We start from the raw sequence: 26,680 nt of genomic DNA on the forward strand, positions 1-26,680 counted from the left end.
CTGCTGCTATCTCTAGTTTTTAATTGATTTCGAAGGGTTTTATTTAACTACTTTAGGCGGAGTTACCAGTGGAGGCGCGCCTTTAAAGCGCAGTAAACGTAACGCATTGAGAGTAACGAGCACTGTTGCTCCAGCATCAGCTAGAACCGCAATCCATAGTCCAGTAATGCCGAATACGGTCGTGATCAGAAAGACGCCTTTGAGACCCAAAGCGAAAATGACGTTCTGATGAATGTTGCGCATGGTGGCACGTGAAAGTGCGATGAGATGAGCCATATCCGTAACACGACTTTTTAATAATGCGATATCGGCCGTCTCAATGGCCACATCGGTACCACCACCCATCGCGATGCCAACATCGGCAGTTGCTAGCGCTGGCGCATCGTTAATACCATCACCAACCATCGCTATTTTGCGGTTGTTCTTCATCTCGTTAAGCAGGCGCAGTTTGTCCTCAGGCAACAGCTCAGCTTCCCATTCCACGTCTAAATTACTGGCAAGTGCTTGAGCGGTTAAGCGGTTGTCGCCTGTTAGCATGACGGAGCGCACACCCATCGCTTTGAGCTGAGCCACACCTTCATGAGCGTCGTCTCGTAATTCGTCTCTTAGCGCGATTAATCCAAGCACTTCACGGTTTTGCTCATCGAAAAGAACAGAGACGGTCTTACCCTCATTTTGCAGCGCCTCAATTTGCGCCTGTTGTGTGGATGAAATCAATGCCTCATCGGCTGCGTAAACAGGCGAACCGATAGCTAGCGCGCGCTCCGCGACAGTTGCGTGTACCGCTTTACCCGCAGTAGCAGAAGCTTTGGAAGCCACAGGTATAACAACTTTAGCGGCTTCAGCATGGCTGACAATGGCTTCAGCAAGTGGGTGACTAGAACCAGTCTCCACACTGGCAAAAAGTGCCAATATCTCATCTTGACCTTGAGAATTCTGACCTTGAATACTTGAGTCCTCTTGTGTAAAGGCAACAACATCGGTCACGCGTGGTTTGCCTTCAGTTAAAGTGCCTGTCTTGTCAAAAGCGACCGTCTTCACTTGGCCGATAGTTTCTAAAGCACTACCGCCTTTGATCAGCAAGCCACGGCGCGCACCAACAGCAAGACCAGAGGCGATGGCAGCGGGTGTTGATAGTACAAGAGCACAGGGACAGGCAATCAGCAACAGTGCTAGACCGCGATACAACCAAGTCGACCAATCTCCACCCATGGCTAACGGTGGAATGATAATAATTAGTGCGGCAATAGCCATCACTGCCGGTGTGTAATAGCGACTGAATTTCTCAATAAAACGGGCAGTGGGTGCTTTGGAGGCTTGGGCTTGCTCTACCAGCTCAATAATGCGCGAAATGGTGTTATCGGCGGCTGTCTTTTCTACGCGCACTTGGAGCACACCATCGATGTTAATTGACCCTGCAAATACATTGTCACCCATCGTCTTGGCAACAGGAACAGACTCTCCCGTCACGGGCGAATCATCAAGGCTGGACGCACCTTGAACAATGGAACCATCAGCAGATACCCTATCTCCAGGACGCACCAGCACAAGGTCATTCACTTGTAATGAAGTCGCTGGAACGTTACGCTGCCCACCTTGAGCATCAAGTAAAATTGCACTTTTCGGAACCAGCGATGATAAGGCTCTGATGCCAGCGCGAGCGCGATCAGCAGCGATACTCTCAAACAGTTCACCGATTGAGAACAAAAAGACAACTGCTGCGGCCTCTTCAGCTTCACCAATGATAAGTGCGCCAAGCACGGCGACGGACATCAGCGTTTCAATTGAAAAGAATGAACCTGTTTTAGCCAGTGCTAAGGCTTTGCGCGCAAATGGAAAAACGCCTACAATCACAGCGATGGCAAACACCCATATCCCATAAGCGGGCAACAGTAGTGACAGTGCATAAGCGCTGCCCATCAAAATACCGAGGCCAACAACCTGTTTGCCTTTTTGAGTTTGCCACCATTGCTTATCCTGCGGAGCCATCTGATTGTCGCTGTCAATATCAATAGCCGATACAGTTTGTTGACCAGTATTGGCAGAGATGCCGAACCCTAGGCTTTTGATTGTTTTTTCGATATCACTAGCCTGAGTCGGCGCACCAGGGGCTAAATTTAGCTCTAGCGTTTCTGTAGCGAAATTCAGCTGAACATCAGAAACCCCAGGCATACGTTTCAAAGCTGTTTCAATCTTGCCGATGCAACTGGCACAGTCCATACCTTCAATATGATATTTCATAATAATTTACCCTTTGAATAATGATATTATGAACCCTATAGTGGCTTTAGAGTCAAGGTTATTTATCTACAGTTTCGTAATTTTAATTTCTCTAGCGCTAGTCTTTACAGCCACTTTAATTATTTAAATCATAGAGGTTGTTATGACAATCAAAATTGGTGAGCTCGCTAAACGCACAGGTGCCACAGTAGAAACCATTCGCTATTATGAAAAAGAGCGTTTATTACCCGAGCCTTTTCGTAGCGAAGGGAATTATCGTTTATATAATGAAGAGCACATTGAGCGTCTACAATTTATCCTACATTGCCGTACGCTCGATATGGCTTTAGATGATGTGCGAATCTTACTTGAATACTGGGAGTCGCCTGACAAGGACTGCGGCGATGTGAATAACTTGCTAGATGAGCACATTCATGCTGTGGAAATACGAATGGAAGAACTGATGCACTTAAAGCATCACTTGACCGTTTTGCGCCAGAAATGTGCAAGTAGTGCACCAGCGTCATCATGTGGCATTTTAAACGCGCTTGTCGATAACTCCTGTCATGAGTAATGATATCAGTAGTGTTCATTTCTGACGGATCAAATCATGAAAGGTTAAATACGCCCTGATGTTAAGCACAAAAAAACCCAGCAATGATATTAAGATCACTACTGGGTTGGAGGAAATAACAACTATGTTGTGCTGACTTAGAAAGTCTTATTTATCATTCATAGCAAGGTAGATATTACGATCTGATGCGGATGCGTCATCCACGTATTTTGAATCGCGCCATGTCGTATAAGCATAGACACCACTGTATGGGCTGATGCTGTTCTGACGGAAATCAGAAATCCAATTTTCGCCATCAAATATTTGGATATGGCCATGCGGGCGCTTTGATGAGCGATCATAGACAATAACATCACCTACTTGGGTTGGCATATCATTACTGATTTTGCTAAAACCTGCTTTATCAAGCGTGCCACGAGTGGCGTACTGATAGGCTGAAGGATTGGGTGTAAATTCATAACCAGCTGATTGTAGTGCTTTACGTACGTAACGGGCACAATATCCAGAGCTGCCAGATAAAGCCACTTTTGAGGCGCGAGCAGCAGCGATAGCGGGGGCTGAATTGCTGTCAGGAACCTTATTGACTTGCTGCTGTTGTTTTTCAGCGTATAAGCGGCTGTTTAATGATGAAAGCTGATTCTCTTTTTGCTTGGCCTGCGCACTTAGGTTGCTAATTGCTTGACTAATTTCATCATTATTAGAAACATAAGCACCACTTTTGGTGCTATAGATGTTTTTTGATGAACCGTAGTTTGATGCCACAGAAGTATTGGTGATGGTATTATTTGTTTGAGAGATTGTGATAGCAGCACCACTCGTTTGTGCTATGCCCATACCCAGTACTGACAAAATCAATAAAGCCTGTTTCATAAATCTAATACCTACGGTTAATTCAAAATCGTCTGTTATCAACAACAGCGCAGTCAATTAAATCTCAACAACACAAGTATATATACGTCATAGTGACTGATACTTCTGCTGCATATTATTCATATAAAAAATAATTATTGGCGATCACAGCTCATTGAAGTCTTACGAAGCTGTTACAAATCAAGCTGCTGACCAAAACACAAAGCCGACTTTAGCATAGGCTGTTTAGCCTGTCATCACCCTTAAAAACCCCAAAAATACTTTTTTGATGTTGAAAAAATTGCTAATATCCCACATTTTACAATGTAAGTTTGTGTAACATGTACAGAATATAGCTGACTAGATTGACCACAATTTCTACTGTTTTATAAGCAAAAAAACGTCTGAGGGTTAAATCTATAATTTAGATTTAACCCTCAGACGTTTTTCTATTGGATGAAGTAATTACCCTATATAGGGTCTAACTAATTATTAAGATAATATAATAATTTATAATATTAATATAGATGCTAATTCCCTACTAGCTTATGTAATATTACGTAATTGTTTCGATACATCCTGTATATTCTTGTATTAACCCTTAGTCATTTATCTATTTTAAGGGTTAATAACCGATAAATTCGCTTACATTGTCATCAAAAGTTACAAATTCAAAGTTATTTTTAATTTTAAAGTCGCAATAGCTAATGAATTTTTTGATGAAGAATCATTTTATAAGCAATAGAACAGTCTTATACCTACCTCATTTACTTTTAACGCTAACACTATAATCAAAGTATTCTTAACTGCTAACACACTATAATTGCTGCTCTACCGATTCAATATCAGCATAAACTTGGGTTGTCCCGTCTTTATTGAGCTGCATAACCTGATAGGGCATGAATTTATTTTGATACTCCATACCTGGGCTACCAATAGGCATGCCAGGTACGGCAAGACCCATAGCTTGTACTGGCGGATTTTCTAAAAACTGCGCCATATATTTAGCGGGTACATGACCTTCAAAGACGTAACCATCCGTAGTGACTACAGTATGGCAAGAACGCATTTCATTTGGAACGCTGTAGCGCTCTTTAAATACGGCTAAGTCCGCAACATCTTGCGCGGTTGCACTTAGACCATTATCTTCTGCATGACTTATCCATTCTTTACAGCAGCCGCAATTGGCATCTTTATAGACAGTGGCTGATACGTTTTTTAGTAAGTCTGGTTTACTTACTGATGTCATCATAGAATTATTTATAACGTTTGGTTCAGCTGTCTTTGGAACAGCCAAAACATCTTCAGTTGATGCCGATGTTGTGCTTGCATCAGATACGCCACTACTCGGTTGGCTACAAGCAAATAGTGATGAGGCGGCAAGTAATACTAACGTACTACGCAACCCCTTAGACAGATAACGATTGAATATAAGACTGGATTTTATTTTTAAGGGGGTCATAGTGCTCTCTCATGTACTGTAGATATTGTGAGCTATAGAAGGTCAAGTAACACTTCATATCGTTTGGTAATGTAGCATAATAACCCATCAAACGGAGTACGTAAATTTATCCATTGAGCAGTGCGGACTGGTATCATAAGCAGTTTTCATTTTGAAATGCTGCCTGTAGTATTAACAGGTCTATCCGAGTTTTGGATTTTGACTAAAAATTCAAAACTCATAATTTTGGATAATTTGCGATGCGCCTGTCTACTATTAATCTACAAAAGCGTTTGAGTACTCACTCAAATCAATTACCGCTATGGTTTACGCTAGTAGCAGCATGGCTTGCAGGGGCTATTTTTTTATTTGCGCTAGCGCCTCATGGGTTCTGGCCGCTAGCAATAGTGTCACCAGCGATTTTATATGCGCTGTTGGTACCAAATATGAGTGGTCGTCGCGCTTTTATTATCGGTGAAGCTTACGGTATGGGGCTATGGTGCGTCGGCGGCTTTTGGCTCTATACTGCCATCCATGATTATAGCGATACTCCAACGTGGCTCGCATTGATTATGATTGGATTGATGGGTCTCGGTATGGGACTGTTTCATGGATTTTTAGCACTAGTCTTTAACCGTATGGTAGGCAAACAACCCTTTTCATTTGCTGCTCTTTGGGTGCTACAAGAATGGTTAAAAACTTGGTTATTCACAGGCTTTCCGTGGCTATTTGTTGGTTATGCATTTACTGAAGAGTATTGGTTATCGTCCTTAGCACCCGTTGCTGGTGTTTTTGCCGTCTCTTTTGTTGCCATACTATTGGCTGCAAGTTTAGTAGAGCTACTGCTTCGACGCAGTAGTTATGCCGTCGTTTCTGTACTGTTATTAGCCATTAGCACATCATTATGGCTGGTCAATCCGCAATGGACAAAACCTAAGGGCACACCTGATCTGTCAGTGTCATTGATTCAAGGTAATATTTCACAAGATATAAAGTGGCTGACGCAATATCAAGTAGAAACGCTAAAGATTTATGCGAAGTTAACGCGCACTGAGTGGGGACGTGATGTGGTGGTGTGGCCTGAATCATCTATTCCGATGTTTCAGGATGAGGCTGCGGGCTTTATTAGTGAAATGATAGAAATGGCCAATGCGACCAATACGACATGGATAACTGGTATCCCTTATAAGGATAAAGCGGCATTCAATGCCAGTACGGATAAGTATCCCCCATTTTACAATAGCGTGATTGCTCGAGGTGTAGAAGCGGAAGGCCTATACAAGAAGCAGCGTCTAGTGCCTTTTGGAGAGTATATTCCATTTGAAGGCGTGCTCGATATTTTCCCAAGTTTGGCCGGTAGTCAGGATATTAAGAGCTATAGTCGTGGTAGTGATCAGCAGTCACCGCTAAAGGTGCGTGAACACAATATAGGGACGGCTATCTGTTATGAGGTAGCTTATCCAGATACCACGCGTAAAAATGCCATCGATACTGACTTTTTGTTGACCGTCTCTAACGATGCCTGGTTTGGCACTTCAGCAGGACCATTGCAACATTTGCAAATGGTACAAATGCGCGCGCTTGAGAACGGGCGCTGGTTTATTCGAGCGACCAATACTGGTGTTACCGCTATCATTAACCATAAAGGTCGTATTGTAAAACGCGCACCGCAGTTTGAGCGTACTGTACTACGTGGTGAGATACAGGCACGGGTTGGTAACACGCCCTTTATGCTTATGGGAAATTATCCTATCTTGATAATAATAACCCTGTTATTACTAATAAGCTATTTTGGCAAAGGTCTAACCACACTTAGAAGACGAGGGTAATAGTAAACTTAATCATAATAATTTAATCAGCGTAAGTTTTTTATTTTTTCTAGGTAACGTCCTAACGCACGTAAATATAAAAGTTTTAAACTATTGATCACATAAGAACTGATTGAAAAAATTATGTTGACATAAGGCACGCGCCTCATACTTAAAAAGAGATAGCTATATACGGTCTATCATCTTTTAGTTGATACTTTCATTTAATGCACGCGATTTTTGATTGTCATCTGCCTTAGTACCAAATTCAATAGTTGCATGTTGTATATTCTGATGCGCCAAATCTTCCTTGATGTTTTCTTTCATAGTAATAGTCTCTTCAAACGTTATATCGGTCTTCGGTACAATATGAACTGTAAGAGCATTCTCAGTGGTACTCAAAGCCCAGATATGTAAATGATGAAAGTTTTGAATAAAATTATAGCTCTCTAAGATAGCAGTGATTTTACTGAGATCAACATTTTGAGGTACTCCGTCGATAGCAAGCTTGATACTCTCTTTTAGTAGACCCCAAGTCGATAACAGTATAACGACTGAAATAATCAAGCTAACTAGAGGATCAACGATATTCCAACTTGTATAGTAAATAATAATGCCCGAGATAACGACACCTACAGAGACCAATGCATCTACCATTAGATGCAAGAAAGCACCTTTGATATTAATATCGTCTTTTTGACCTTTGTAGAATGCAAAAGCAGAAACAGTATTTATAAATACACCTATTAGAGCTGTAATAATAATAACTTTTCCTGCAACTTCCGGTATCGTATCAAATCGACCCAAGGCCTCATACGCAATACCTATAACGATTGTAACTAACAATATGGCGTTAATAAGAGACGCCATTATAGAAGCTTTTTTGTAGCCATAGGTATAAAGCGTAGTAGATGCTTTCTGTGCTAATTTCATTCCAATTAACGAGATTATTAAACTGGCAACATCACTTAAGTTGTGGCTAGCGTCTGCGATTAAAGCTAATGAATTAGTTGAATAGCCCACTATAAACTCGATGAGCGTAAATGCAGAATTTAGACCAATCCCAATATAAAAAGCTTTATTCATATTTTTAGGGTCTGGAGCTTGATGACTGTGGTTATCTGAATTACTCATAATTTACCCTTGTTTAGGTTGCTGCATTTTATTAAAGGTAGAAAATAAGTTTATTGCATATTTTCTATATTGCACAGTCAATATTGCTCTAATACCGTAGACCCACTTATTTTTATCAATAAACTGAGCCACAACTTGATTGTGTGTCCTATCTCTCCTTGGGCGAAAAAAGCGGATTTTACTGTAATCTAACTGGCTTACGTAAGCTTCTTGTTCTCATGTTCAAGCTCTTTAGTATGTGTAGCTTAGTCTTGAATGTTGGTTAGTATAGTTTCATTAGTGTGCTTTTTATGACATGACCACATAAAGGTGTAATCGTTTAATGCTTCAATCAGCATACGAACGGCGCGTTCTTTAATCTCAGGAGTGTAGGTTTGTCTTTTCATTATCGTATTCTCTCAGAAAGATGATTTACCGCTTCTTAACAGCGCGTGTAAAACCTTGCATCTGACGACTAAGCCGGTCTTCATAGTAAACTATCCCAGTATTGTCAGAAACTTAACGTCTTGTGAGGATGTACTAAGTGCTAACTTCAAAATGGTTGAAATACCTACGCTAAATGACGACAAAAAAAGCCTAAGCAATCTAATGAAAAAGTAGATAATAAAAACCCAATCTACATGACAAACAAAAAAATGCCTCTAGGAGTTGACTCCTAGAGGCATTTAGTTTTAAATATAGCTAACGGTTACAGCGTGTTGACGCACACTGTAACGAACAAATAAGCACACAGACTGCGTTATTTGAACAGCATCAAATGCCCGTTTAGGGTCATTTTATCCAAAATCTGCTTTCATATCAACCTTATTCACTATACATTTTAAAAACTGCTTGTTCGCTCGTTACATCCTCGTGCTGCTCTCTCTGTACCCGTTACCCGTCAAATGGGTGGCAGGCCTCGGCGACGACTGCGTTTGGCACAAGGGTGAGCTCCCTACAGGGGTTACTAGACAAAGGATCAGAGCAACGCAATGAGTGGTTACTCATGCATATCGTAGCGGTATATTGGGTTTAGGCCCTTGCTAGCGTATGACAGCATAGTAGCGGTTAAGAGCGTGTCTAGGCGGTGCTATCAGCCGTAATCTTAACAGCCGTAGCTTGATACAGTGATACGGCCTTGATGATGCGATGGGCGATGAAGTCGGCATGACTAATCACATCAAATCTAAGGAATGCACTAAAGGGTTCATGAGTATGACAAAAATACTCATAAATGCTTTAGGGTGAGTGTTCCTTGAAATCTGCTCAAGGCTTCAAAATCAGCATAAATTTACTTAGGCTAACTTAAGTAGTATATAGCCCACTAGGCTATATACTATAGGACCCTGGAAAAATTTAGAATAATTATTATATGAAAGTTACTTATTCAGTGAGTCAATATTGTCATGGCTGATTCATGAGTTTAGTGTGAATAGAATGAGATCTATGCTTGGGTAAAGTCTCTCCTAAAATCATAACTGTTCTTCATCGTGAAGCCTTGAATACTTTTATCTAATCAGCATCCAAAGCATTATCTTTATTTTGAATAAGTATCAGATCATCTTGAGCTTTCTTGAGTTTATTCTGTAACACAGTCACTTGTTCTTGTTCTGATAGGTAATTGGTTGATAGCTCACTATATTGCTTACCCAATACGCTATGCTCGGCTTCAAGCTTAGCCTGTATTTGAGTCAGCTGCTCATAAAGTCCTGATAGCTTATCACGTTCAGAGGTTACCGCCTTTAGCTCTCCTTTGATCTCTGCGGTAGCAGTTTGTATCTCATTGCGTTCAGCTGTGACCGTCTTTAGCTCTGACTTAGTGGCTTTAAGTTCCGCCTTTAAACGTGCAATCTCTGCTTTATCGCTATCAGCTGTAGCTTTAAGCGTGGCTACCTCACCAAGACTACTAGTAAGCTCTACAGATTGCTTATCTAATGCGCTACGTGTCTCTACAAGCTGTGATTGTGCTGTTTCTGCTTTAGTTCGTTCAAGCTCTAATTGATGCTTAGTATCTGATAGCGTCTGTTTGGTAGCATCATGGTCAGCTGTGGCTTGCTGAGCCGCTTTAGTTGCTGTCTCCGCAGTAGTGGCCACTTCGTCCAGCTGCTGTAGTAGATCTGCTTGTTCACCCTCTAAGGTTTTAACTGCTTCTTGCGCTTCGTCCGTCTCTGCTTGTGCCTTAACCTTAACCACCTCTAGAGCTTCACGCTCCTTAGACAGCCTATCGTTCGCCATATCAATAGCTGTCTGCCACATATCAGCGCCAAGCGTGTGCAAGCGTTCAGTGATACCGCTAGGTAAATCCACTTGTTGCAGCTCTTGCTCTTCCTGCTGTTCTCGCTTCCAACTCTGCATCGCATCACTAATGGTAGTGAATGAGCCACCGCCTAGCGCCTTACGCACCTCTGCCAGTGTCGGCTTTATCCCTTGCTCCTGTAATCGGTCAGCTGCTGCATGAATATCTTGTGTGGTGAGTGCCATGATTTTGTATTCCTTGATAGTGCATTGTAGTATGTTGTATATAGTATAATACAATATACAACATACTACAATGCAAGGTGTAAAAAAACCCCAAGTCGTCTTGAGGTTATAACTTGTTGGCTAAGACTTAATGATCAGTTAGGTATTCTTCTAGGGCATCATTGATCATGTCCTGATAGTTACCGCCTGTCTGCTTGGCTCTGTCCTTAAACTTAGCAAGAATGCTTGGGCTGATAACACTGGCTTCTGTAGTAAGCGTTTGTGGTTTGATACTGCCACGGATCGCGCCTGACCAGTCGGTGATTTCTGGAATGTCCGATAGATCAATGTCGTCATCGCTAAGCGTTGCTAAGTACTCTAAGTCCGCTTGCTGCTTAGCCGTTAATGGCGGCAACTTATCTATGTGATAACTAACCTTGTTCATATTGTCTCCTTTCAATCTTTGTGGCACGCCTGGCAGAGATAATGCGTATAACCTCAGGCCATAGATTTCAAACACTGCAAAAGCATTGGCCTTTGACTCTTAAGTAAGCCATATATCATAATTGGTAGTAAACATAGTAATTACTTACCTTGACTGACTTTTGGTAAGTAGCTCTCAAGCGCTTTGTTTGGCTTGTTAAAGCTTTCAGGCTCCCGCTGTATGATGTTAATCATTTCACGCTTAAAACTATCAGTACTCATTTTACCGTCATAGCTTAAACCTGGGTGATCGTTATAGTCGTTCATAAACTGCACATTATCAACAATTGATTTGATCTTATCTTCTGACAATTTACCGTCTTTACCAGCAATTTTATCTAATAACTTTTTGTGAAATTTGAGCTTTAAGCCTTTATAGCCCTTCCCTCTTGCTTTTTTTTGATACTCTACACTGACTTTATAATTCGTATTTTCATTTATATCGTTGATAGCTGTTTCAATAACATATCTTCGCAACTCACTAAATTGCTTATACTTATCTTTAACACACATTACGTGTTTAAACTCTTCTATCGTAAACTCTTTGCTGTACTGGTATTGATTAACCCACATTACCACCAATTCATACATTTTTATTGAATGAATACTCGATAACTCACCTATTTCTAATAGCTTGTATTTAGTGAAATTAGCTTTAAGTTGCGTCAAATATGGCAGTATTTTATTTGCGAATGATAATACGACTTCTCCGTTATCCGGATCATAAACAATACTACTAACAAGCCTTGTTTGAAGCGTTTTATTCTCGGGCAAGCTCATAACAATATCGACGTCATATAAACGTTTGCTTGCGTTCTCTATGTCACGATAAACATTCTGTTCGTTCTTAGACTTCTTACCAAAAAACAATGATTTAATATCATCAACTGTTACTTTATATTCTGTGTCTTGCGTGACATTTGGTGCATCAGGCCTACTGTCAATTTGACTGATACAAGCAAGCATGAGCTCTTTATCCGTCTTTTGCATTGTGTACGTTGCTAGGATTAAATCATTTGACTGAACAACTAAGTTATTTTCCATTTCAACTCTGCGCCCATAGTTACATTTAACAAGATCTTATCATAAAATAGAGTTATAAAAAGAGTGTTTTTTATTTATCTCTGTTTTCTGCTCATTTACTCTGTTTTCTGCTCATTTACTCTGTTTTCTGCTCATTTACTCTGTTTTCTGCTCATTTACTCTTTTTCTTTCTTGTAAGGTATTGATTTTAACAGGGAAAAATAGCTCTCAAACAGGAATAAACAGGAGTAAACAGGATCAAATAAAAACCCTCAAAGAAACGGGTGATAAATTTTTTTGTGGATAAGTGAAAAATCATCACTTAAACCACGCAGCTTGCCTAAGCAATTTAACCCTGTGTAATGTTTTTTTAAGGATTAGATTAAAGGCTAAATCCTCGACTGGGTGCATTAGTTCTACTCACTTGATGCTGATAGGACTCTAAACCGTCCTGTAGTGCTCTGTGTTGGCTTTCAGAAAGCTTTCCGTCGTATTGCTCGGTAAACGTCTCTAAAGCGGCTTTAAGAGTCTCTGAGTAAGCTTTACGCTGGGTAGTTGGTAATGAGCTCATATCACGAAACGCAAATTTAAACTGCTGACACGTTTTATCTAAGGTATCTGCAAGATGTTCTTTAGCACATTTCCTCGCCTCAGCTGGGTGATTATCATTATCAATATAATCAGTTAACCATTCTGTATAGTTGAATGAGGAGACAACGTCTCGAGTCAGTCTACCAACGTCTCCTGCGCTACCGCCTAGCTTATTGATGATACTAGTTTTAAATGTCGCACGCTTTTGATCAATATCGTCCCTAAAGTCCTCAAAATGCTTAATAAGCGCCAGATACCGCTCTCGTTCAGCTTTAGGATCACGCAAAAGCTTGATAATGGATTTGTTATTTTCAACTAGCGTGTAATCAAAACGTTTGCCCACTTGCTGTAAGTGATCTCTAAACCCTAGCGCTTTATCTTTATCTTCAATACCAAGGCGCTTTGCAAACTCGCTAAGTATCGCAACTTGACGCTTATCAAATTTATCAGGGGCATCCTCTATCGTTTCTCCTTGTGCCCAGCTGATTGCCATTGAATTGTGATGGCGTTGAATTAAACGCATGGCTAAGTGCAGCTTCATACGTTCAGCATACTCAAAGATTCTCTCATCTTTGTGACGGTTTGCTCGAGTGTCTCGATCAACTTGTCTTTGCTGTCGATCAAGTCGAGCAGCTCTTGCTCGTCGTGCTGCGTCATCGAAGGGGTTGGGGGCTGGTCTTGCACTTCGCTCAGTTGCTTTGTTAATTTCAATATTTGACTTTCCGATAGCTTCAGTGATTCCCTCAATTGCTTGTTTTGTGTCGTCAATTCTTTGTGTGAGCTTGTTATTTGCTTGTGCTGTGCCATTAATTCTTTGTTTTGTGTCATCACATCGCTTTGGTAGGTTTTCGCATCGTTTAGCTGCCCAAGCAATGCCTGATTTTGCCTCTTCAACGCATCGTTTTGTGTCGTCAACTCGAATTGCCGTTCTATTATTTTGTTCTGTGCAGTACGTAATGTGAGGTTCTGAGCTTCCAGAGAGGTGTTTTGCAAAATCAGCTCGCTGTTTTGTGCCTCCAATGCTGCCAGGTAGTCTTGCATTTTTCTCAGTTGCCCAAGCAAGTCCTTTTCTAAGTGCGCTAATTCGTCGCTCATTGTCTGCTTCCTGTTTGATATGGTTGTCAGCCACCAATTTATTACGTGCTTTGATGGCGCGGTTGGTGTCTCCTTTTTCGGTCGTGATGCCTCGGCGCTCCATTGCCGTCGCCTCAACGCCCATTTTAATGGTGGGCTGCTGATCAAGCCCCTGATCCTTATAACTGCGCGCATCCATCAATGGCAGATGATGCTGCGCCAACACTTTATTGGCGGTATCTACCCACATCTCCCGAACACGCTTAATCTCTTGCATCGATGACGGCAGATCATGCGCCTTACGTTTTTTGTTGGACCACTCAAACGGGGTCTTAAGCTTTGGATCAAACGCCAAGGTTTTATTCGGTCCAATGGTAGGCGCTCGAGTAGTGACTAAAATATGCGCGTGAAAATTACGGGGATCAGGGTTCTCCTCACCCTCACGCAAATACTTAGAGCTTGGCGGTACATTAGGATCAAAAGGCAATTTCATCACCGGACGATGGATACACACATCAGCAATCACATCCATATCGTCGCAAAGCTTTTGGGCAAAGTTGATGGCCAGCTGATGCCGATCATATTCGTCTAACTCATACGGCAAATTAATCAGCCACTCACGCGCCACCCGACTGTCCGAACGTGTCTCTGCCGCTTCAGCGGTATTCCAAAGCGTCTCTCGATCCACACTCACACCCAGCGCCTTTAGCGAAAATGGTAAAACAATATCGCTACTCATAACCCCAGACTTTTTACTATAGTCATGCGTCTTGCCATATTTGGCATCATCAAGCACATCCCCAGCACGATAGGCCGCCGACGCCACAGCTGACTGCCCTGATTTTCGAGAAATCGCCTTTGTCGCAATATGTACCATCGTCATAAAGAGCCACCTGCTATTGTTGCTTTTTTCACACCACCGCTTTTTGTGGTGTGCGGGGTTTGGGGTTTCCCCAACGAAGAAGGATTCAAAATTAAGATAGTAACGAAGTGGATAGATTAAATTTTGAGTCGTTACTTCGCCCTTAGTCAGGGAGACGCCACCATCAAATACTAAAATAATATATCTAAGATGTCTGATGCGGTTGTGTTAAAGCTTACCACAAGCGATTGAATGATAGTGAGGTGCTTGCTATGCTGAGTAAAATTTAATCGATAAGGGTAAATCTGATGTCAGTATCTAATAATAAAGCACCTATGTCTATTTTTGATAGTCAAGACTCTAATGAGCTAAAAGAGCGTCAACGGTTAGAAGAGTTAAAACGCCAAGCTAAGGTTCAGCAGGTGAAGCTGGATAAACGATTAAACAAGCAGAAGATTCTAATGGGGGCATTTTTGGGTCAAGTATTGGCAACTGAAGGTGAAACTGAGCAAATGATTCGAGATTACTTCGCCATTCACTTTCCAGATTTTTTAACAAGGAAATCAGATAAGTTTTTATTCAAAAGTATGATCGAGAGTTTAGGTGGTGATATAGGATTGGGTGAGGAAGAGGATCCATTTTTAGCCAACGTAAAAGAAAATAATAAAGAAGCTACTGATCAAAATACAGGCGTTGAAGGCAGAAATACTGATAGCAATAACCAAACGCAATCTGACTCTCTGGCTAATTATAGAGAACAGGATTCGCTACTAGATGACAATAGTCATGCTACTGGTGGAAGTAATCCAAACTATCATGGGTAATAGGTTATGTTTATTGAAAGCCACAAAGCTGCGCTATCAAGCTTTGATGCAAATATAGAGCCGTATATGGTCGATGGTGTAGTGGCAGATAGTGAAGGCGCTTTATCTGTGATGCTGCCACTTGCAAGAAATACGATAGCCATTAAATTTGCAGAAGATGATCATAGCGTTGCGGAAATGGTAGCTCGTGCATTTACTTTGTTTGAAAACTTCTGCACAAGCGATCAAGCATACGCTTTTTACAATGAGATGATGGAAAATCCAAAATTATATGATCGTGTGATGCAGTTCGTTACTCTGATGCTAATAGCTGATAAGCCATTAGGAACCCTTACCATAAGTAAGGCAGTGGATAAAAAACATGCAAAGCTTTTGAGTGATGTTCGGCTGATTAGTGGAATTTTTGGGTTTTATGATAAAGAGACTAAGGTTTATACAGATGATATCACTTGCATAACTCATCTCAATGGAACAACTAAAGAGCTGACTCTGCCCCCTGAGAAGGTTTTGATGCTGATGAGCTATTACATAAATGGCCAACGTGTATTGACCATGATGCCCTGGTGATGGGTTTAGGTTAAAGTGCAGTTGCACAGGATCATGGATAGTCTTTTACATATCAGCATAAAACTTCTGGATAAAGTCACGAGTCTTGCTCATGAGTCGCTCGTGAAGGGGTTTGCGCTCAAATAGCTTAACTTTATAGTTAGGTAGCGCTTTCACTTCGTTACGGTCAGGTAGCCGCTTGCTAGTCTTATACTTTCTGAGGATCTCTTGCATGACATCGGCTTTCAGATTGTTATCTTTACATAGCTCTTGGTACGCAGCCTCCTTCTCTACGTCCCAAAAGTGTGCAAAAGCCTCCTCTACTGTCTGACCATCTGGCATTTTAGGCATCTGCTCCTTGATGAACTTTTGGATAAGCTCTTGCTTGTCGCGGAAGGTCGGCTCATTCATGATTAAATCGTTCACCTGGGCTTGGTACTGGGCTGCCTTCTCTTCGTTGCCATCGTCTTGCTGCTTATTGGCTTGCTTGAGTAGCTCTAGTATGTAGCCGACATTGATACGATCGCTATGTAGCATTTCAATCTGAAAGTTGATGTCATCGAGTATTGAGGTTTTATCCTGGCTATTCTTGTTCTGGGTGCGAATGTTGCGGTATAGGTCTATATATTTACTGGCAAAATTGGCGAAGTCTTCTTTATTCAGATCTGTATCAGCCTGGTCGTAGTCTACGAAGGTACCTAACTGCTCGTTATAGCGCATCACTTCACGAAAGGCTTTGATAAATGCTAACTGCTCATCTTCAGTCTCTAGTGTATCAACGGCCTTATAATCAGCGCAGATGTCTAAAAGGGTCTTAGCGGCTTGATCGTAGTGCTTTCGTAGCTCATGCATTTCAGGAATGACGGCGATATCTTTCGCTTGCTTGTTGGCAAACAGGGCTAGAGCGTCGTCGGTGTTTTGCTTTAGGTTACGAAAGCAGACGATATTACCAAAGGGCTTTTTATCGTTATAGATACGGTTGGTGCGTGAGAAGGCTTGTACCAGACCATGGTACTTTAGGTTCTTATCCACGTATAGCGTATTTAAGGTTTTGGCGTCGAATCCTGTCAGAAACATGTTCACGACGATCAGAATATCGATCTTGCGCTGTTTTACTTTGGTGGCGATATCACGATAGTAAGGATAGTAGTTCTTGCCTGAATCAAAGTTTGTAGCGAATGTATGATTGTATTGGCCAATGTAGCGATCTAACTTGTCGCGGCTGCTCTCATCAATTTGGGCAGGGGTTTCAAAGCTGGACTCTGCAATGAGCCCATTGTCTTCGAAACTGGCATCGGTCGCTTCGTTGGCCGCATAAGAAAATATCGTAGCAATGGTGAGTGGCTTGAATGTAGGGTCATCGGCTTGCTTTTGCGCTTGAATACGCTCAAAAGCGTCGTAGTACTGCGTGAGTATATCAACGGAGCTGACGCAAAATATGGCGTTAAACTCGCGGCGTTTGGTCTTGGTGTCATGCTTTTCGATGATATAGCGAGCGATATCATCAATGCGTTTAGGGTCGTTATAGACCTCTTGAGTGTCAATGGCGGTGACTTTTTCATCGGCAGCACTGTCGTTTTTGGTGAATTTACCCACATAGTCAATCTGAAAGGGCAGCACGTTTCTGTCACGAATGGCATCCACGATGGTGTAGCGGTGCAAGCACTCATCAAATAGGTAGGCGGTAGTGAGCTTAAGCCCAGCTTTGTTGTGAGCGTTGTCAATCAATATGGGTGTGCCTGTAAAACCGAACATCTGCGATTGTTGAAAAAAGCGTTTGATGTTTCGGTGCGTTTCACCAAATTGGCTGCGGTGACATTCATCAAAGATAAAGACGACTTTTTTGTCTTGTAAGTAGCGGATTTTTTCTTGATGGCGCTCTGATTTGATAGCGCGGTTGAGCTTTTGAATGGTGGTGACGATCAGCTTGTCGTGGGTCTCGCCGAGCTGCTTGACTAAGTTTTTGGTGTTGGTGGTACTGTCTACGCTGCCGTCTTTAAAGGCGTTGAACTCATTGGCGGTTTGGGTGTCCAAATCATTTCTATCGACAACAAACACCACCTTTTCGACATCGGGTAGCCCCATGATGATTTGACTGGCTTTAAATGAGGTCAGCGTTTTGCCTGATCCTGTGGTATGCCAAATATAACCGTTTTTGTCTGAGGCGGTGGCGCGCTCAATTAAGCGCTTGGTGGCATGGACTTGATAGGGTCTGAGCACCATCATGGTCTTGGAGTACTCATAGAGCACGACAAACTGAGCGATCATCTCGGTTAAATGCGTAGGGGTTAAAAACACCTCAGCAAAATCAACGATTTCATTGATCGGTTTGTTGTCGCTGTCCGCCCAGGGAAAGGTAAAATTAAAGTGCTGAGTGCCTTTGGCATAGTAGCGCGTGTTTGCGCCATTACTGATGACGAACAGCTGAACGAACTCAAATAAGCCATGTCCTGCCTTGTAGGCGGCTTTTGAGTAACGCATGGTCTGATGGAATGCCTCGGCAATCTCGATGCCGCCACGGCGCTTAAGCTCGATTTGCACTAGGGGCAAGCCGTTAACCAAGATGGTGACGTCAAAGCGACTGGTGCGCCCGTTTTGGCTGCTGTGGTCAACCATAATCTGATTGCTCAGCTGCCAAATGTTGTCATCAGCGTTTGGCCAAAAAAACTGAATATGGCGTGAGCTGCCATCATCGAATTTGACGTTGAACTTATCGCGCAGCTTTTTGGCACGCTCAAAGGCGCTGCCACTGCCAAGATGACTGATAACTTGCTTCCACTCATCATCAGATAATGGCTGATCCAGCTGATTGGCGCGGACGATTTGCGTCTTTAGGTTGGCAAGGAGTGCCGCCTCGGTGGTAATGGTAACGCGCTCATAACCCAAATCCTGCATTTGCGTCATTAGGCTGTCTTCGAGTTGGTACTCACTTTGCTCAGTCATGTTATACCTTATACAAACATCTGCTGTAATAAGCCTTTTTTCCACGTTTTGGCGTGGTCGATTTGCTCGGCAACGTTATCAATTTTTTGGTCAATAGTGGTTAAAAAGTCAGCGATTTTGGTTTGTTCTTCTTTAGTAGGAATAGAAACAGAGAGGTTGATTAAATCATCCCTAACAAAGCCTTTAATTGATGTTCCTTGATTAAACTCTAGCAACCTTGATGCTTTACTTTTCAGCAAATAAGCTAAAAATACAGGATTATCTTCAAAGGGAGTAAGACTAGTAAAGTCTTGACTTGTACATAGTTGCGAGCTATTAACTGCAACTTTCCCCACACCAACCCTAGAAACAATTAACACGCTGTTTTTAGGAATAATCTTAGTGGCGCTATTATCTATTGCTTCACGAGTAATATAACGCGTTGTCATTACCTCAAATATACTATCTTCCGTTAAGTCGGAACTAGATATCCATGGAATATCACCCTTCCAGTAGGCACTATTTTTTTTCGATGGCGTACCACCACTATTAAAAGTACCTAAACTACCAACTTTTATATCATTCCAACTTGCACTAAACCCTTTAAAGCGCAGTTTTTGGCTAAAAAGCTGCTGCATCATGCCTTTTTTATATTCGCTGAGTAGCTCATGCTTTTGCGTCAGCTCGTCGATTTTGGTATCAACAGCGGATAGGAATGTGGCGATTTTGGTTTGTTCTGCTATATTAGGAAAGTTGAAAGGAAATGCTAAGACATCGCCCTTAGTAATGTTGGGGTCTTTGCGGCTACTAGCTGCAAAACTTTTCCATAACTTCACATTATGATTTAAATAATCTAAAAGAAATCGCGAATCTATATTCTCGTTAGGATATATTGCCGATAATGCTTGGTTGCATGTAGCTTCATTTGCCAACAATCCTGTGCGACCAATTTGATTAAAGCCCCCATACATAGCAACAAAAACAGTTCCTTTAGGAAGCATTTTTACGGAAGTGCTTTTCAAAGCAACCTTAGAAATCTGTTCTTCCGTATGTGTAATGACAGCATTGTTCAGGTCTGTCGTTTTGACCCAAGGAATATTTGCATTTTTGAAAAATTCCTTATTACTTCTTAAAGGTGTAGCACCTGAAGTAACTTCAAAAACCTCACCTATTTTTGAGGCTAACCAACTTCCCTCAAACTCTTTAAACCGCAATTTTGGCGTTGCCATCACATTACATCCTTATCTTGTATCACCAGTAGATTCATCACCAGACGGATGAGCACCTCTTTTTGAGTGGGGTCTGATTCGGCGATCAGCAGTGTGAGCGCTGCAAGCCCCGTATCATTGATGATGGCAGTACCCTCATCATTGAATAAGCGGTTATTACGGTATAAAAAATCAACAAATAAGAACGCTGCACTGCGCTTGTTACCATCAGCAAAAGGATGGTTTTTGACGACAAAATATAACAGATGCGCCGCCTTGGATTCGATACTGGGGTAAACTTCCTCACCAAACGCCGTTTGTTGAATATTACCCAATATGGCAGCCAGTCCATCACCGCGAGGCTTAGCAAATAGCTCTGTGGCCTCTTTTTTATCCATCAGGGTTGATTTGAGCTGATTCAGTGCCTGCATGGCACTTGGTGCGTCTAAAACCTCGCCGCCTGGTTGCCCCACAGGCTCATGCAACAAACCCTCATCGTAGCGCTGCAACCATAAAAAAGTTTGGGTGTAGCGGCTGATGATCTCGACCAAACCTAGTGCGCTGTCTTTGCTATGCTGCTCAGATTGAGCCGTTTTTTTGATTAAGGCGATGGCTTGCTCAAGCTCAGCGGTGTTTTGCTGCAAACGCTGTTGATTAATGCTAAAGCCTTGGATGAGATGCTCTTTTAAGATGCGCGTTGCCCATTTGCGAAACATCACGCCTTGCTTGGATTTGATGCGATAACCCACGCTGATAATGACGTCCAAATCATATAAGGTCACGGGTTTGTCAGAAAAAGCAATTTGCACTTTTTGCAAATTGCTTTTTAGATCCACCTCTTCATCACCAATCGCGTTATTGATATGGCGTGAAATCACTGAAACATCACGGCCAAACAGATCACTCATTTGGGCTTGGCTTAGCCATACCGTGTCTTGCTCAACATTCACTTCAAGGCTGACTTGGTTGTCTACTTGATATAGCTGGATTTGACTGTCTACGGTGCTCATGACCCTACCTTAAAGGGCGAATCAATGCCCAGCTCTTCACAAAAACCGTTGATGGTAGCGTCCGTTTCTTGGCTCTTTTTTTCTAAATCTTGCAGCGCTTTGGCAACGGCTGCGAGATCCACGTCAGGCTCAGCCTCAAACGTGTCTACGTAGCGCGGAATATTGAGATTATAGTCATTATCATGAATGTCCTTTAAAGACGCGACATGGGCAAATTTATCGACGTTTTCACGGGCTTGATAGGTCTTGATGATGGTATCGATATGCTCCGGCAGTAGCATATTTTGATTTTTTTGTTTATCAAAGCAGTCACTGGCATCGATAAAGAAGACGTCTTTATCATGCTTACGGTTCTTTTTAAATACTAAAATAGAGGTTGGAATACTGGTGCCGTAGAATATATTGGCAGGCAGTCCAATCACTGCGTCTAAGGCGTTGAGGTTTTTGATGATGTATTCACGAATATCGCCCTCACTTGAACCGCGAAACAGGACGCCATGCGGCAATACCACTGCCATTGTGCCATTATCATCTAAGTGATGTAGCATATGCTGGACAAAGGCCATGTCGGCTTTGGTCTTGGGCGCAAGTTTGCCATAGTCTGAAAAACGCTCATCTTGAAGCAACAAGGGATCAGCTGACCACTTCGCAGAGAAAGGCGGATTGGCCACAATGGCATCAAAGCGCATTCCGACGTGCTGCGGACGCTTGAGCGTGTCTTCTTGCTTGATATCAAACTTGGTGAAGTTCACGTCATGCAAAATCATGTTCATGCGTGCTAGGTTATAGGTGGTGCGGTTCATTTCTTGACCGTAGATTCTATCTACGTCATTCGCCTCACGCTTGACGCGCAGCAGCAAAGAACCCGAGCCACACGTTGGGTCATAGACTGAGCTTATGGTGTCCTTGCCACTGGTGACGATCTTGGCAAGTAACGTGGATACCATCTGCGGCGTGTAAAACTCTCCCGCTTTTTTGCCTGCGCCACTGGCAAACTCACCGATCAGATACTCATAAGCATCACCTAGCACATCGCTTTCGGTGTTACTCAGATCAAAATCAATGGCATCTAGGTGGCTTAGCACTTTGACGATCAGCTCATTGCGGTCATCAGGGCTGTTTCCAAGCTTGGTTGAGGTAAGATCTATGTCTTCAAATAGGTTAGCAAAATCTTCTTCTGAGTCTGTGCCTAATGTGCCCTGCTCGATGGCCTTTAGCGTATCAGCCAAATCATCAAGGATGAATGCCTGGTCTTGTTTGCCGCGTTTGGCCAGTTGATGAAACAGCTGATTGGGTGCAAGCGCGTAGCCAATCTCATCAATGGCGTTTTCTTTGACTTCCTCGATATATTCAAGATGCTCAGGATTACTGGTGTCAAAATTTGCAAAGTTATCGAAGCCTTCGCCTTCTTCAGCCAAGATATTATTGGCAAAGCGGATGAATTTATCAGATAAGTATTTATAAAAAATAAACCCTAATATGTAGTCCCGAAACTCATCTGCACCCATCTTACCGCGTAGGTCGTTGGCAATATTCCAAAGCTGCTTTTTTAGCTGTTGAAGCTGTTGTGATTGACTCATGATTATCCTAAATTAACATCGTTAGGTGTATAGGTGTATAGGTGTATAGGTGTATAGGTGTATAGGTGTATAGGTGTATAGGTGTATAGGTGTATAGGTGTATATACACCCACAATAAATTCTTAAAAATCAATGCTATGGATGGGCATCAACGCTCATTCAGCCGTGACTCAATCATCTCAGTGAGTAGCTTAGTGACGGTTGTGCGATTATCAAGGACGTATTGTTTAAGCTCAAAGTAGGTATCTTCATCAAGATTGAAATTGACTCGTGTGCTCTTTTTAGGCTTATCAGTGACGTCAGACAACTCAAGCGCGTCTTTTTTATCTTTACTTGGGCGGCCAGCTTTCATAACTCTACTTCCTCATCAAAAAACGTTTTAACCTCGTTGACCAGTTGCGTGATCTCAGTCACGGCACTGCTCTTAGCAGATTCTGTCTCAAATACCGTTTTACCCACCGAAGCGCTATTTGGATAGCTAACGCGCTGCACAATTCTGGCATCAAGAACGGGCAGATTATAATCTTGTAGCACTGCGGCAACTTCTTTGCCGATGTTAGTGTTTTGGATCGCACGAGAGACCACAAAAGCGGCTTTGAGCTTACCATCGGTCATCTCGATGCGCTGCTGCACCAAATCAACCAAATCACTGGTCGCCCACACATCATAGGGGCTTGGCTGTACGGGTATCAACACAAAGTCAGCGGCTTTTATGGCAGATAGTGCCAAATTGGTCGCTTGCGGTGAGCCATCAATTACGACGAACTCTTTATCAGAAACATTTTTTAAATCCTTATCAAGCGTTGGCCTATCAAGGCCGATAACAGGAACAGGATTGTCTTCATCAACGGCTCTCCAATCGCGAGCACTGCCTTGCTGATCACTATCAACGAGTAGCACACTATGACCCTGAAGTTGTAGCCCACGTGCCAAATGCGTGGCTATCGTGGTCTTGCCGCTGCCGCCTTTTTGGTTCAGTACTGCGATTACTTTCATGGTAAAGGCCTTATAATGATTATATATTCATAAACTCAAATGAGTAAGTACTCATATAAGTATATTATCGCAAAGGGCTAGTAAGCACAACTGAAAGTATTGAGCTTATTAGTATTGGACAGGTCTTGCTATTAAACCGATATGACACGTAGTAAAATGCACTGCTTAATAGCACTATGCGTGTCTAGCGAATAATTTGTATGCTAGTAGCACTATATTTGAAATAGGAGACGATCATGATTAAGTGTCATTTATCAACAATAATGGGTGAAAAGCGCCTTAAAATTGCAGATGTTGCAAGAGAAACTTCTATCAACAGAGGCACAATCACGCGTATGTATCATGAAGAAGCCACTCGAGTAGATTTAGAAGTGATTGAAAAGCTATGCCGCTATTTTGAAATTGAGGTAGGCGACCTATATGAGCTTGTTGACAATCCAGAAATATAACTTCTAAAAATACAAAATAATCTACAGTAGGTTATTTTATCTTGCAATGAGTCAAAATGCGTGTATAATTTTACCTGTAGCAGGACATTTAGTTAATTAAAAAATCTAATTAACCTACAGGAGGTTATTATGTATACGTCAGCGCAGCAACCAACAACGTCATCTTGGTTTGATCACAATGTGAAGGTTTTAACCAAGCAACTTATTGAAAACTTACAAATACAGCAAGGTTCACAGCTGGCCAAAATATTGGGCGTGAATCCGATTTTCTATAATGATGAGGCGCTTCATGTATGGGTACAGCGCCAGATAGATGAGGGGTTAATCGTTGATGATGAGGCGATTGGTGTGCTTGAGGCGGCGTTTATTGATTTAATGAATGCTAAAGAAGCTGTATAAATACTTGATTAAAAGAACGAGCAAAGTTTAGCTGATCAAACTAGTAGCTAAACTTTACTCATGTTTTTACACATTATTTTAAAACTTGAAATAAATGAAAAGGCTTTGTGCTTTCAGCAAGTTGAAATAGCAATGGAGTTATATCAGCTTTTCTAAGATTAATTTTTTTAGCAATATCGTCTAGGCTCATTCCTTCTGAAGTTAACTCACTAGTTATTGTATTGAGTACTTGGGAAGTCTCTCTATCCATTGGATAAGGCTCTGACTTACGATAATTATATTTTGCTATTTCTGGGCAGAGCACTCTTGTATAAACCCACTCACTTATGAACCCTAGCTTATGCATTCTATATGCCAGTGCTACTAAAGATACGCCGAACACTTTTTTCAGCTCAATAAGATTGTTGATGGTAGGATTTACATGTCTATATTCCATTAATGCAACTTCGGGCATCAAGAACGCAGATGCAAACTCATCTGCACATCTTTCGACTACTTTTGAATCCAAGTCTTCATCAAGTGATTTACTAAAACTTTCAGACATTTTCATACTGTATATGTCTCTAACTAAATGACCTAGTTCGTGACATGCATCAAAACGACTTCTCTCCATAGTTTTTTGGTTATTAAGAAAGATAAAAGGTGTGTCATCATACCAAACGCTAAAAGCATCAATATATTCCGATTTTACAAAAATAGAAAAAATACGTATACCTTTTGACTCTAATAGAGCAATTAAGTTCCCAATAGGTTTATCACCCAGGCCCCAGTCGTAACGGAGCGAATTAGCCGCTTCTTCAGGAGATAGATGAGATAAATCAGGAAGTTCTGATTGAACAAGTTCAAACTCCTCTTCAAACCAATCATTAAGCATAAAGCCAGTAATGCCATAAGTTAAAGCTTCGGCTTTGACTTTCTTAGTCATTCTAGAACGAGATCTAAAACTAACACTATGTTCATCAATGATTGGTAAGTCACTACCTTTAAAAAAATCGATAGGGAAGCTTAGCACCCTTGAAATATCAACTAAATTAGGCTCAGTATTTCCTTTTAGATAATTTGTTAATGTTCTAGGAGTAATATCTAGCTTTTCTGCTAATTCAGCTTTGCTCACAGCTCGCCTATCGATTGCAAACTGTAATCGATTTGGATTAAACATATATTAGCCTTGAATTGATTAAGCTTTTTTCTTACGCTTGACAGGAACTACTCCTACCTCAACTTTTTCTTTCATACGCGGTGTTGTAGGAATGTTGAACTTAACATCAGGGATTTTGATCCGCGTACCCCAGTCATTGATCTTACCTTTTGCAAATGATTTTGGCTGCGAAAGCTCTAATCTCATTAACTCACCAAATCGGTAATGAAGTAAAGTCCAAATGGTCGTTCCTTTATCAGAGTTTAATAGCGGATAAATATCATCTTTAAGGGTATTTCCCTTAATTGATCTATTGCTTACGTTTCCATCTCGTAAACCTACATACTTGTTACCTGCAAAAACACGAATTGCATGCTCCTTACACGGCGATATTACATATGCAACCCCACCTTTACCATCAACTTTAGTCCAACCAAGAGCACATAGTTTTTCTCTAAGAAAACCTGTAATGTGAAATTGCCACATTGCTAACGGAGCATTAGCTGGAAAAGAGCTTCCAACATGTTGAGTTTTTTCATTAGCGGCCAGAATCACCTCGTAAACTAGTTGAGTTGTAAGACTGGGGTGAATGGCAGCAAGAGCGCTAACGACCTCAGAATTTTCATCAATAAATTTGTCTGAAATAGCATCAAACGATGGTTGTAAAGAGAACATGGCATTTCCGATATATTATCATCAATTTGATGTATAATAATCGGAAATTCCATGTAAGTAAATAGCTAAGCGTCAATAAGATAAATAGAGCGAATTAAGTTCAGTTGCGTTGAGTATTTAGCATAGTTATTCTTATAGCCATAAGGATGGCACCCTAGTGAGGACTTGAATCTTTGGCTGTGAGCTAATGGTATTAAGGTTTCAACTTGCTGAGATAGCCACAGTGTACTTCATGATGTACTTACCATAGATATTCTATCTATGATCGGTGCGCTAGTGAGGACTTGAAGAGACCATCCCAGATTCTGTGTAACTGACGTTTAGATTAAATACTTACACAAAATTTAGGAAGGTCTCCCAGATTCTTATCAAAGACTTCATCATCTATTATTCGCCAAACGGCAACTTGCTGATGGTCTTTGGTGGTGACTAGAT

At 41.7% G+C, this 26,680-nt stretch carries 22 protein-coding genes; 6 read left to right on the forward strand and 16 right to left on the reverse strand.

The window, feature by feature from the left end:
• Positions 1-39: 39 nt before the first annotated feature.
• Entirely contained in the window at positions 40-2,241 is a 2,202-nt protein-coding gene (locus tag BTW00_RS12835) for a heavy metal translocating P-type ATPase (RefSeq protein WP_075107733.1), read from the reverse strand.
• Positions 2,242-2,383: 142 nt separating this feature from the next.
• Between BTW00_RS12835 and cadR the strand changes: the two genes are divergently transcribed.
• Entirely contained in the window at positions 2,384-2,794 is a 411-nt protein-coding gene (gene cadR, locus BTW00_RS12840; protein WP_007394845.1) for a Cd(II)/Pb(II)-responsive transcriptional regulator, read from the forward strand.
• Between the two features lie 147 nt (positions 2,795-2,941).
• Here the strand turns inward: cadR and BTW00_RS12845 are convergent, their stop codons facing one another.
• Both BTW00_RS12845 and BTW00_RS12850 read right to left on the reverse strand, forming a co-directional pair.
• A complete protein-coding gene (locus BTW00_RS12845) occupies positions 2,942-3,664 on the reverse strand; it encodes a CHAP domain-containing protein (protein ID WP_057758750.1) in 723 nt (240 codons plus the stop codon).
• 796 nt (positions 3,665-4,460) lie between these two features.
• A complete protein-coding gene (locus BTW00_RS12850) occupies positions 4,461-5,105 on the reverse strand; it encodes a DUF411 domain-containing protein (protein ID WP_082894290.1) in 645 nt (214 codons plus the stop codon).
• 239 nt (positions 5,106-5,344) lie between these two features.
• On the opposite strand from BTW00_RS12850, the gene lnt reads away from it, so the two are divergent.
• Positions 5,345-6,913, forward strand: coding sequence for an apolipoprotein N-acyltransferase (lnt, locus tag BTW00_RS12855; protein WP_068039556.1), 1,569 nt, complete (start codon positions 5,345-5,347; stop codon positions 6,911-6,913).
• 186 nt (positions 6,914-7,099) lie between these two features.
• On the opposite strand, the gene BTW00_RS12860 is transcribed toward lnt, so the two are convergent.
• From BTW00_RS12860 to BTW00_RS13870, 5 genes are all read right to left on the reverse strand, one after another.
• On the reverse strand, positions 7,100-8,026 hold the full coding sequence (locus BTW00_RS12860; protein WP_058025953.1) for a cation diffusion facilitator family transporter: 927 nt from the start codon (positions 8,024-8,026) through the stop codon (positions 7,100-7,102).
• A gap of 1,491 nt (positions 8,027-9,517) precedes the next feature.
• Complete coding sequence (locus tag BTW00_RS12865; protein ID WP_075107734.1) at positions 9,518-10,486, reverse strand: DNA-binding protein; 969 nt, start codon at positions 10,484-10,486, stop codon at positions 9,518-9,520.
• A gap of 127 nt (positions 10,487-10,613) precedes the next feature.
• Positions 10,614-10,910, reverse strand: a complete 297-nt coding sequence (locus BTW00_RS12870; RefSeq protein WP_025643904.1) for a hypothetical protein — start codon at positions 10,908-10,910, stop codon at positions 10,614-10,616.
• A gap of 140 nt (positions 10,911-11,050) precedes the next feature.
• On the reverse strand, positions 11,051-11,992 hold the full coding sequence (locus BTW00_RS12875; protein ID WP_058025554.1) for a replication initiation protein: 942 nt from the start codon (positions 11,990-11,992) through the stop codon (positions 11,051-11,053).
• Between the two features lie 361 nt (positions 11,993-12,353).
• On the reverse strand, positions 12,354-14,519 hold the full coding sequence (locus BTW00_RS13870; RefSeq protein ID WP_083603659.1) for a MobA/MobL family protein: 2,166 nt from the start codon (positions 14,517-14,519) through the stop codon (positions 12,354-12,356).
• Between the two features lie 287 nt (positions 14,520-14,806).
• On the opposite strand from BTW00_RS13870, the gene BTW00_RS12890 reads away from it, so the two are divergent.
• Complete coding sequence (locus BTW00_RS12890) at positions 14,807-15,322, forward strand: hypothetical protein (RefSeq protein ID WP_025643898.1); 516 nt, start codon at positions 14,807-14,809, stop codon at positions 15,320-15,322.
• Between the two features lie 6 nt (positions 15,323-15,328).
• Positions 15,329-15,889 carry a hypothetical protein gene (locus BTW00_RS12895; protein WP_075107735.1) on the forward strand — a complete coding sequence of 187 codons (561 nt, stop codon included), beginning with the start codon at positions 15,329-15,331 and terminating at the stop codon, positions 15,887-15,889.
• Positions 15,890-15,934: 45 nt separating this feature from the next.
• On the opposite strand, the gene BTW00_RS12900 is transcribed toward BTW00_RS12895, so the two are convergent.
• The 6 genes from BTW00_RS12900 to parA all read right to left on the reverse strand — a co-directional run bounded on the left by BTW00_RS12900 (position 15,935) and on the right by parA (position 23,584).
• On the reverse strand, positions 15,935-18,811 hold the full coding sequence (locus tag BTW00_RS12900) for a type I restriction endonuclease subunit R (RefSeq protein ID WP_025643893.1): 2,877 nt from the start codon (positions 18,809-18,811) through the stop codon (positions 15,935-15,937).
• 8 nt (positions 18,812-18,819) lie between these two features.
• On the reverse strand, positions 18,820-20,019 hold the full coding sequence (locus BTW00_RS12905; RefSeq protein WP_075107736.1) for a restriction endonuclease subunit S: 1,200 nt from the start codon (positions 20,017-20,019) through the stop codon (positions 18,820-18,822).
• Positions 20,019-21,008, reverse strand: coding sequence for a Fic family protein (gene rhuM, locus BTW00_RS12910; protein ID WP_075107737.1), 990 nt, complete (start codon positions 21,006-21,008; stop codon positions 20,019-20,021). Before rhuM ends, BTW00_RS12905 begins: the two co-directional genes overlap by 1 nt.
• Positions 21,005-22,588, reverse strand: a complete 1,584-nt coding sequence (locus tag BTW00_RS12915; protein ID WP_075107738.1) for a type I restriction-modification system subunit M — start codon at positions 22,586-22,588, stop codon at positions 21,005-21,007. The genes rhuM and BTW00_RS12915 overlap by 4 nt, the downstream gene beginning before the upstream one ends.
• A gap of 148 nt (positions 22,589-22,736) precedes the next feature.
• Positions 22,737-22,940 carry a hypothetical protein gene (locus BTW00_RS12920; protein ID WP_025643755.1) on the reverse strand — a complete coding sequence of 68 codons (204 nt, stop codon included), beginning with the start codon at positions 22,938-22,940 and terminating at the stop codon, positions 22,737-22,739.
• Positions 22,937-23,584, reverse strand: coding sequence for a ParA family partition ATPase (parA, locus tag BTW00_RS12925; protein ID WP_075107739.1), 648 nt, complete (start codon positions 23,582-23,584; stop codon positions 22,937-22,939). Before parA ends, BTW00_RS12920 begins: the two co-directional genes overlap by 4 nt.
• 236 nt (positions 23,585-23,820) lie before the next feature.
• Here parA and BTW00_RS12930 point away from each other — a divergent pair, with 236 nt between their 5' ends.
• Both BTW00_RS12930 and BTW00_RS12935 read left to right on the forward strand, forming a co-directional pair.
• Positions 23,821-24,033: a helix-turn-helix transcriptional regulator gene (locus tag BTW00_RS12930; protein WP_025643759.1), complete on the forward strand. Its 213-nt coding sequence runs from the start codon at positions 23,821-23,823 to the stop codon at positions 24,031-24,033.
• Positions 24,034-24,162: 129 nt separating this feature from the next.
• The gene (locus BTW00_RS12935; RefSeq protein WP_025643761.1) at positions 24,163-24,432 is read left to right on the forward strand and encodes a hypothetical protein; all 270 of its coding nucleotides are present in this window, start codon (positions 24,163-24,165) and stop codon (positions 24,430-24,432) included.
• Positions 24,433-24,505: 73 nt separating this feature from the next.
• On the opposite strand, the gene BTW00_RS12940 is transcribed toward BTW00_RS12935, so the two are convergent.
• Positions 24,506-25,591: an ImmA/IrrE family metallo-endopeptidase gene (locus BTW00_RS12940; protein WP_075107740.1), complete on the reverse strand. Its 1,086-nt coding sequence runs from the start codon at positions 25,589-25,591 to the stop codon at positions 24,506-24,508.
• An 18-nt stretch (positions 25,592-25,609) separates the two neighbouring features.
• Positions 25,610-26,245 (reverse strand): hypothetical protein, encoded by a 636-nt coding sequence (locus tag BTW00_RS12945; protein ID WP_025643763.1) that lies wholly within the window; start codon positions 26,243-26,245, stop codon positions 25,610-25,612.
• Positions 26,246-26,680: the final 435 nt, after the last annotated feature.

The organism is Psychrobacter sp. C 20.9 (genome assembly GCF_001921765.1).
GTDB lineage: Bacteria > Pseudomonadota > Gammaproteobacteria > Pseudomonadales > Moraxellaceae > Psychrobacter > Psychrobacter piscatorii_B.

Coding starts and splice junctions, on each gene's coding strand:
- BTW00_RS12865 (WP_075107734.1), bottom strand. CDS start 10,486: ATGGCACTCACCACACAAGATATTCATGCAGCAGCTGACCGATTACAG.
- lnt (WP_068039556.1), top strand. CDS start 5,345: ATGCGCCTGTCTACTATTAATCTACAAAAGCGTTTGAGTACTCACTCA.
- BTW00_RS12860 (WP_058025953.1), bottom strand. CDS start 8,026: ATGAGTAATTCAGATAACCACAGTCATCAAGCTCCAGACCCTAAAAAT.
- cadR (WP_007394845.1), top strand. CDS start 2,384: ATGACAATCAAAATTGGTGAGCTCGCTAAACGCACAGGTGCCACAGTA.
- BTW00_RS13870 (WP_083603659.1), bottom strand. CDS start 14,519: ATGACGATGGTACATATTGCGACAAAGGCGATTTCTCGAAAATCAGGG.
- BTW00_RS12905 (WP_075107736.1), bottom strand. CDS start 20,019: ATGGCAACGCCAAAATTGCGGTTTAAAGAGTTTGAGGGAAGTTGGTTA.
- BTW00_RS12890 (WP_025643898.1), top strand. CDS start 14,807: ATGTCAGTATCTAATAATAAAGCACCTATGTCTATTTTTGATAGTCAA.
- BTW00_RS12930 (WP_025643759.1), top strand. CDS start 23,821: ATGATTAAGTGTCATTTATCAACAATAATGGGTGAAAAGCGCCTTAAA.
- BTW00_RS12935 (WP_025643761.1), top strand. CDS start 24,163: ATGTATACGTCAGCGCAGCAACCAACAACGTCATCTTGGTTTGATCAC.
- rhuM (WP_075107737.1), bottom strand. CDS start 21,008: ATGAGCACCGTAGACAGTCAAATCCAGCTATATCAAGTAGACAACCAA.
- BTW00_RS12895 (WP_075107735.1), top strand. CDS start 15,329: ATGTTTATTGAAAGCCACAAAGCTGCGCTATCAAGCTTTGATGCAAAT.
- BTW00_RS12915 (WP_075107738.1), bottom strand. CDS start 22,588: ATGAGTCAATCACAACAGCTTCAACAGCTAAAAAAGCAGCTTTGGAAT.
- BTW00_RS12875 (WP_058025554.1), bottom strand. CDS start 11,992: ATGGAAAATAACTTAGTTGTTCAGTCAAATGATTTAATCCTAGCAACG.
- BTW00_RS12900 (WP_025643893.1), bottom strand. CDS start 18,811: ATGACTGAGCAAAGTGAGTACCAACTCGAAGACAGCCTAATGACGCAA.
- BTW00_RS12845 (WP_057758750.1), bottom strand. CDS start 3,664: ATGAAACAGGCTTTATTGATTTTGTCAGTACTGGGTATGGGCATAGCA.
- parA (WP_075107739.1), bottom strand. CDS start 23,584: ATGAAAGTAATCGCAGTACTGAACCAAAAAGGCGGCAGCGGCAAGACC.
- BTW00_RS12945 (WP_025643763.1), bottom strand. CDS start 26,245: ATGTTCTCTTTACAACCATCGTTTGATGCTATTTCAGACAAATTTATT.
- BTW00_RS12940 (WP_075107740.1), bottom strand. CDS start 25,591: ATGTTTAATCCAAATCGATTACAGTTTGCAATCGATAGGCGAGCTGTG.
- BTW00_RS12870 (WP_025643904.1), bottom strand. CDS start 10,910: ATGAACAAGGTTAGTTATCACATAGATAAGTTGCCGCCATTAACGGCT.
- BTW00_RS12835 (WP_075107733.1), bottom strand. CDS start 2,241: ATGAAATATCATATTGAAGGTATGGACTGTGCCAGTTGCATCGGCAAG.
- BTW00_RS12920 (WP_025643755.1), bottom strand. CDS start 22,940: ATGAAAGCTGGCCGCCCAAGTAAAGATAAAAAAGACGCGCTTGAGTTG.
- BTW00_RS12850 (WP_082894290.1), bottom strand. CDS start 5,105: ATGACCCCCTTAAAAATAAAATCCAGTCTTATATTCAATCGTTATCTG.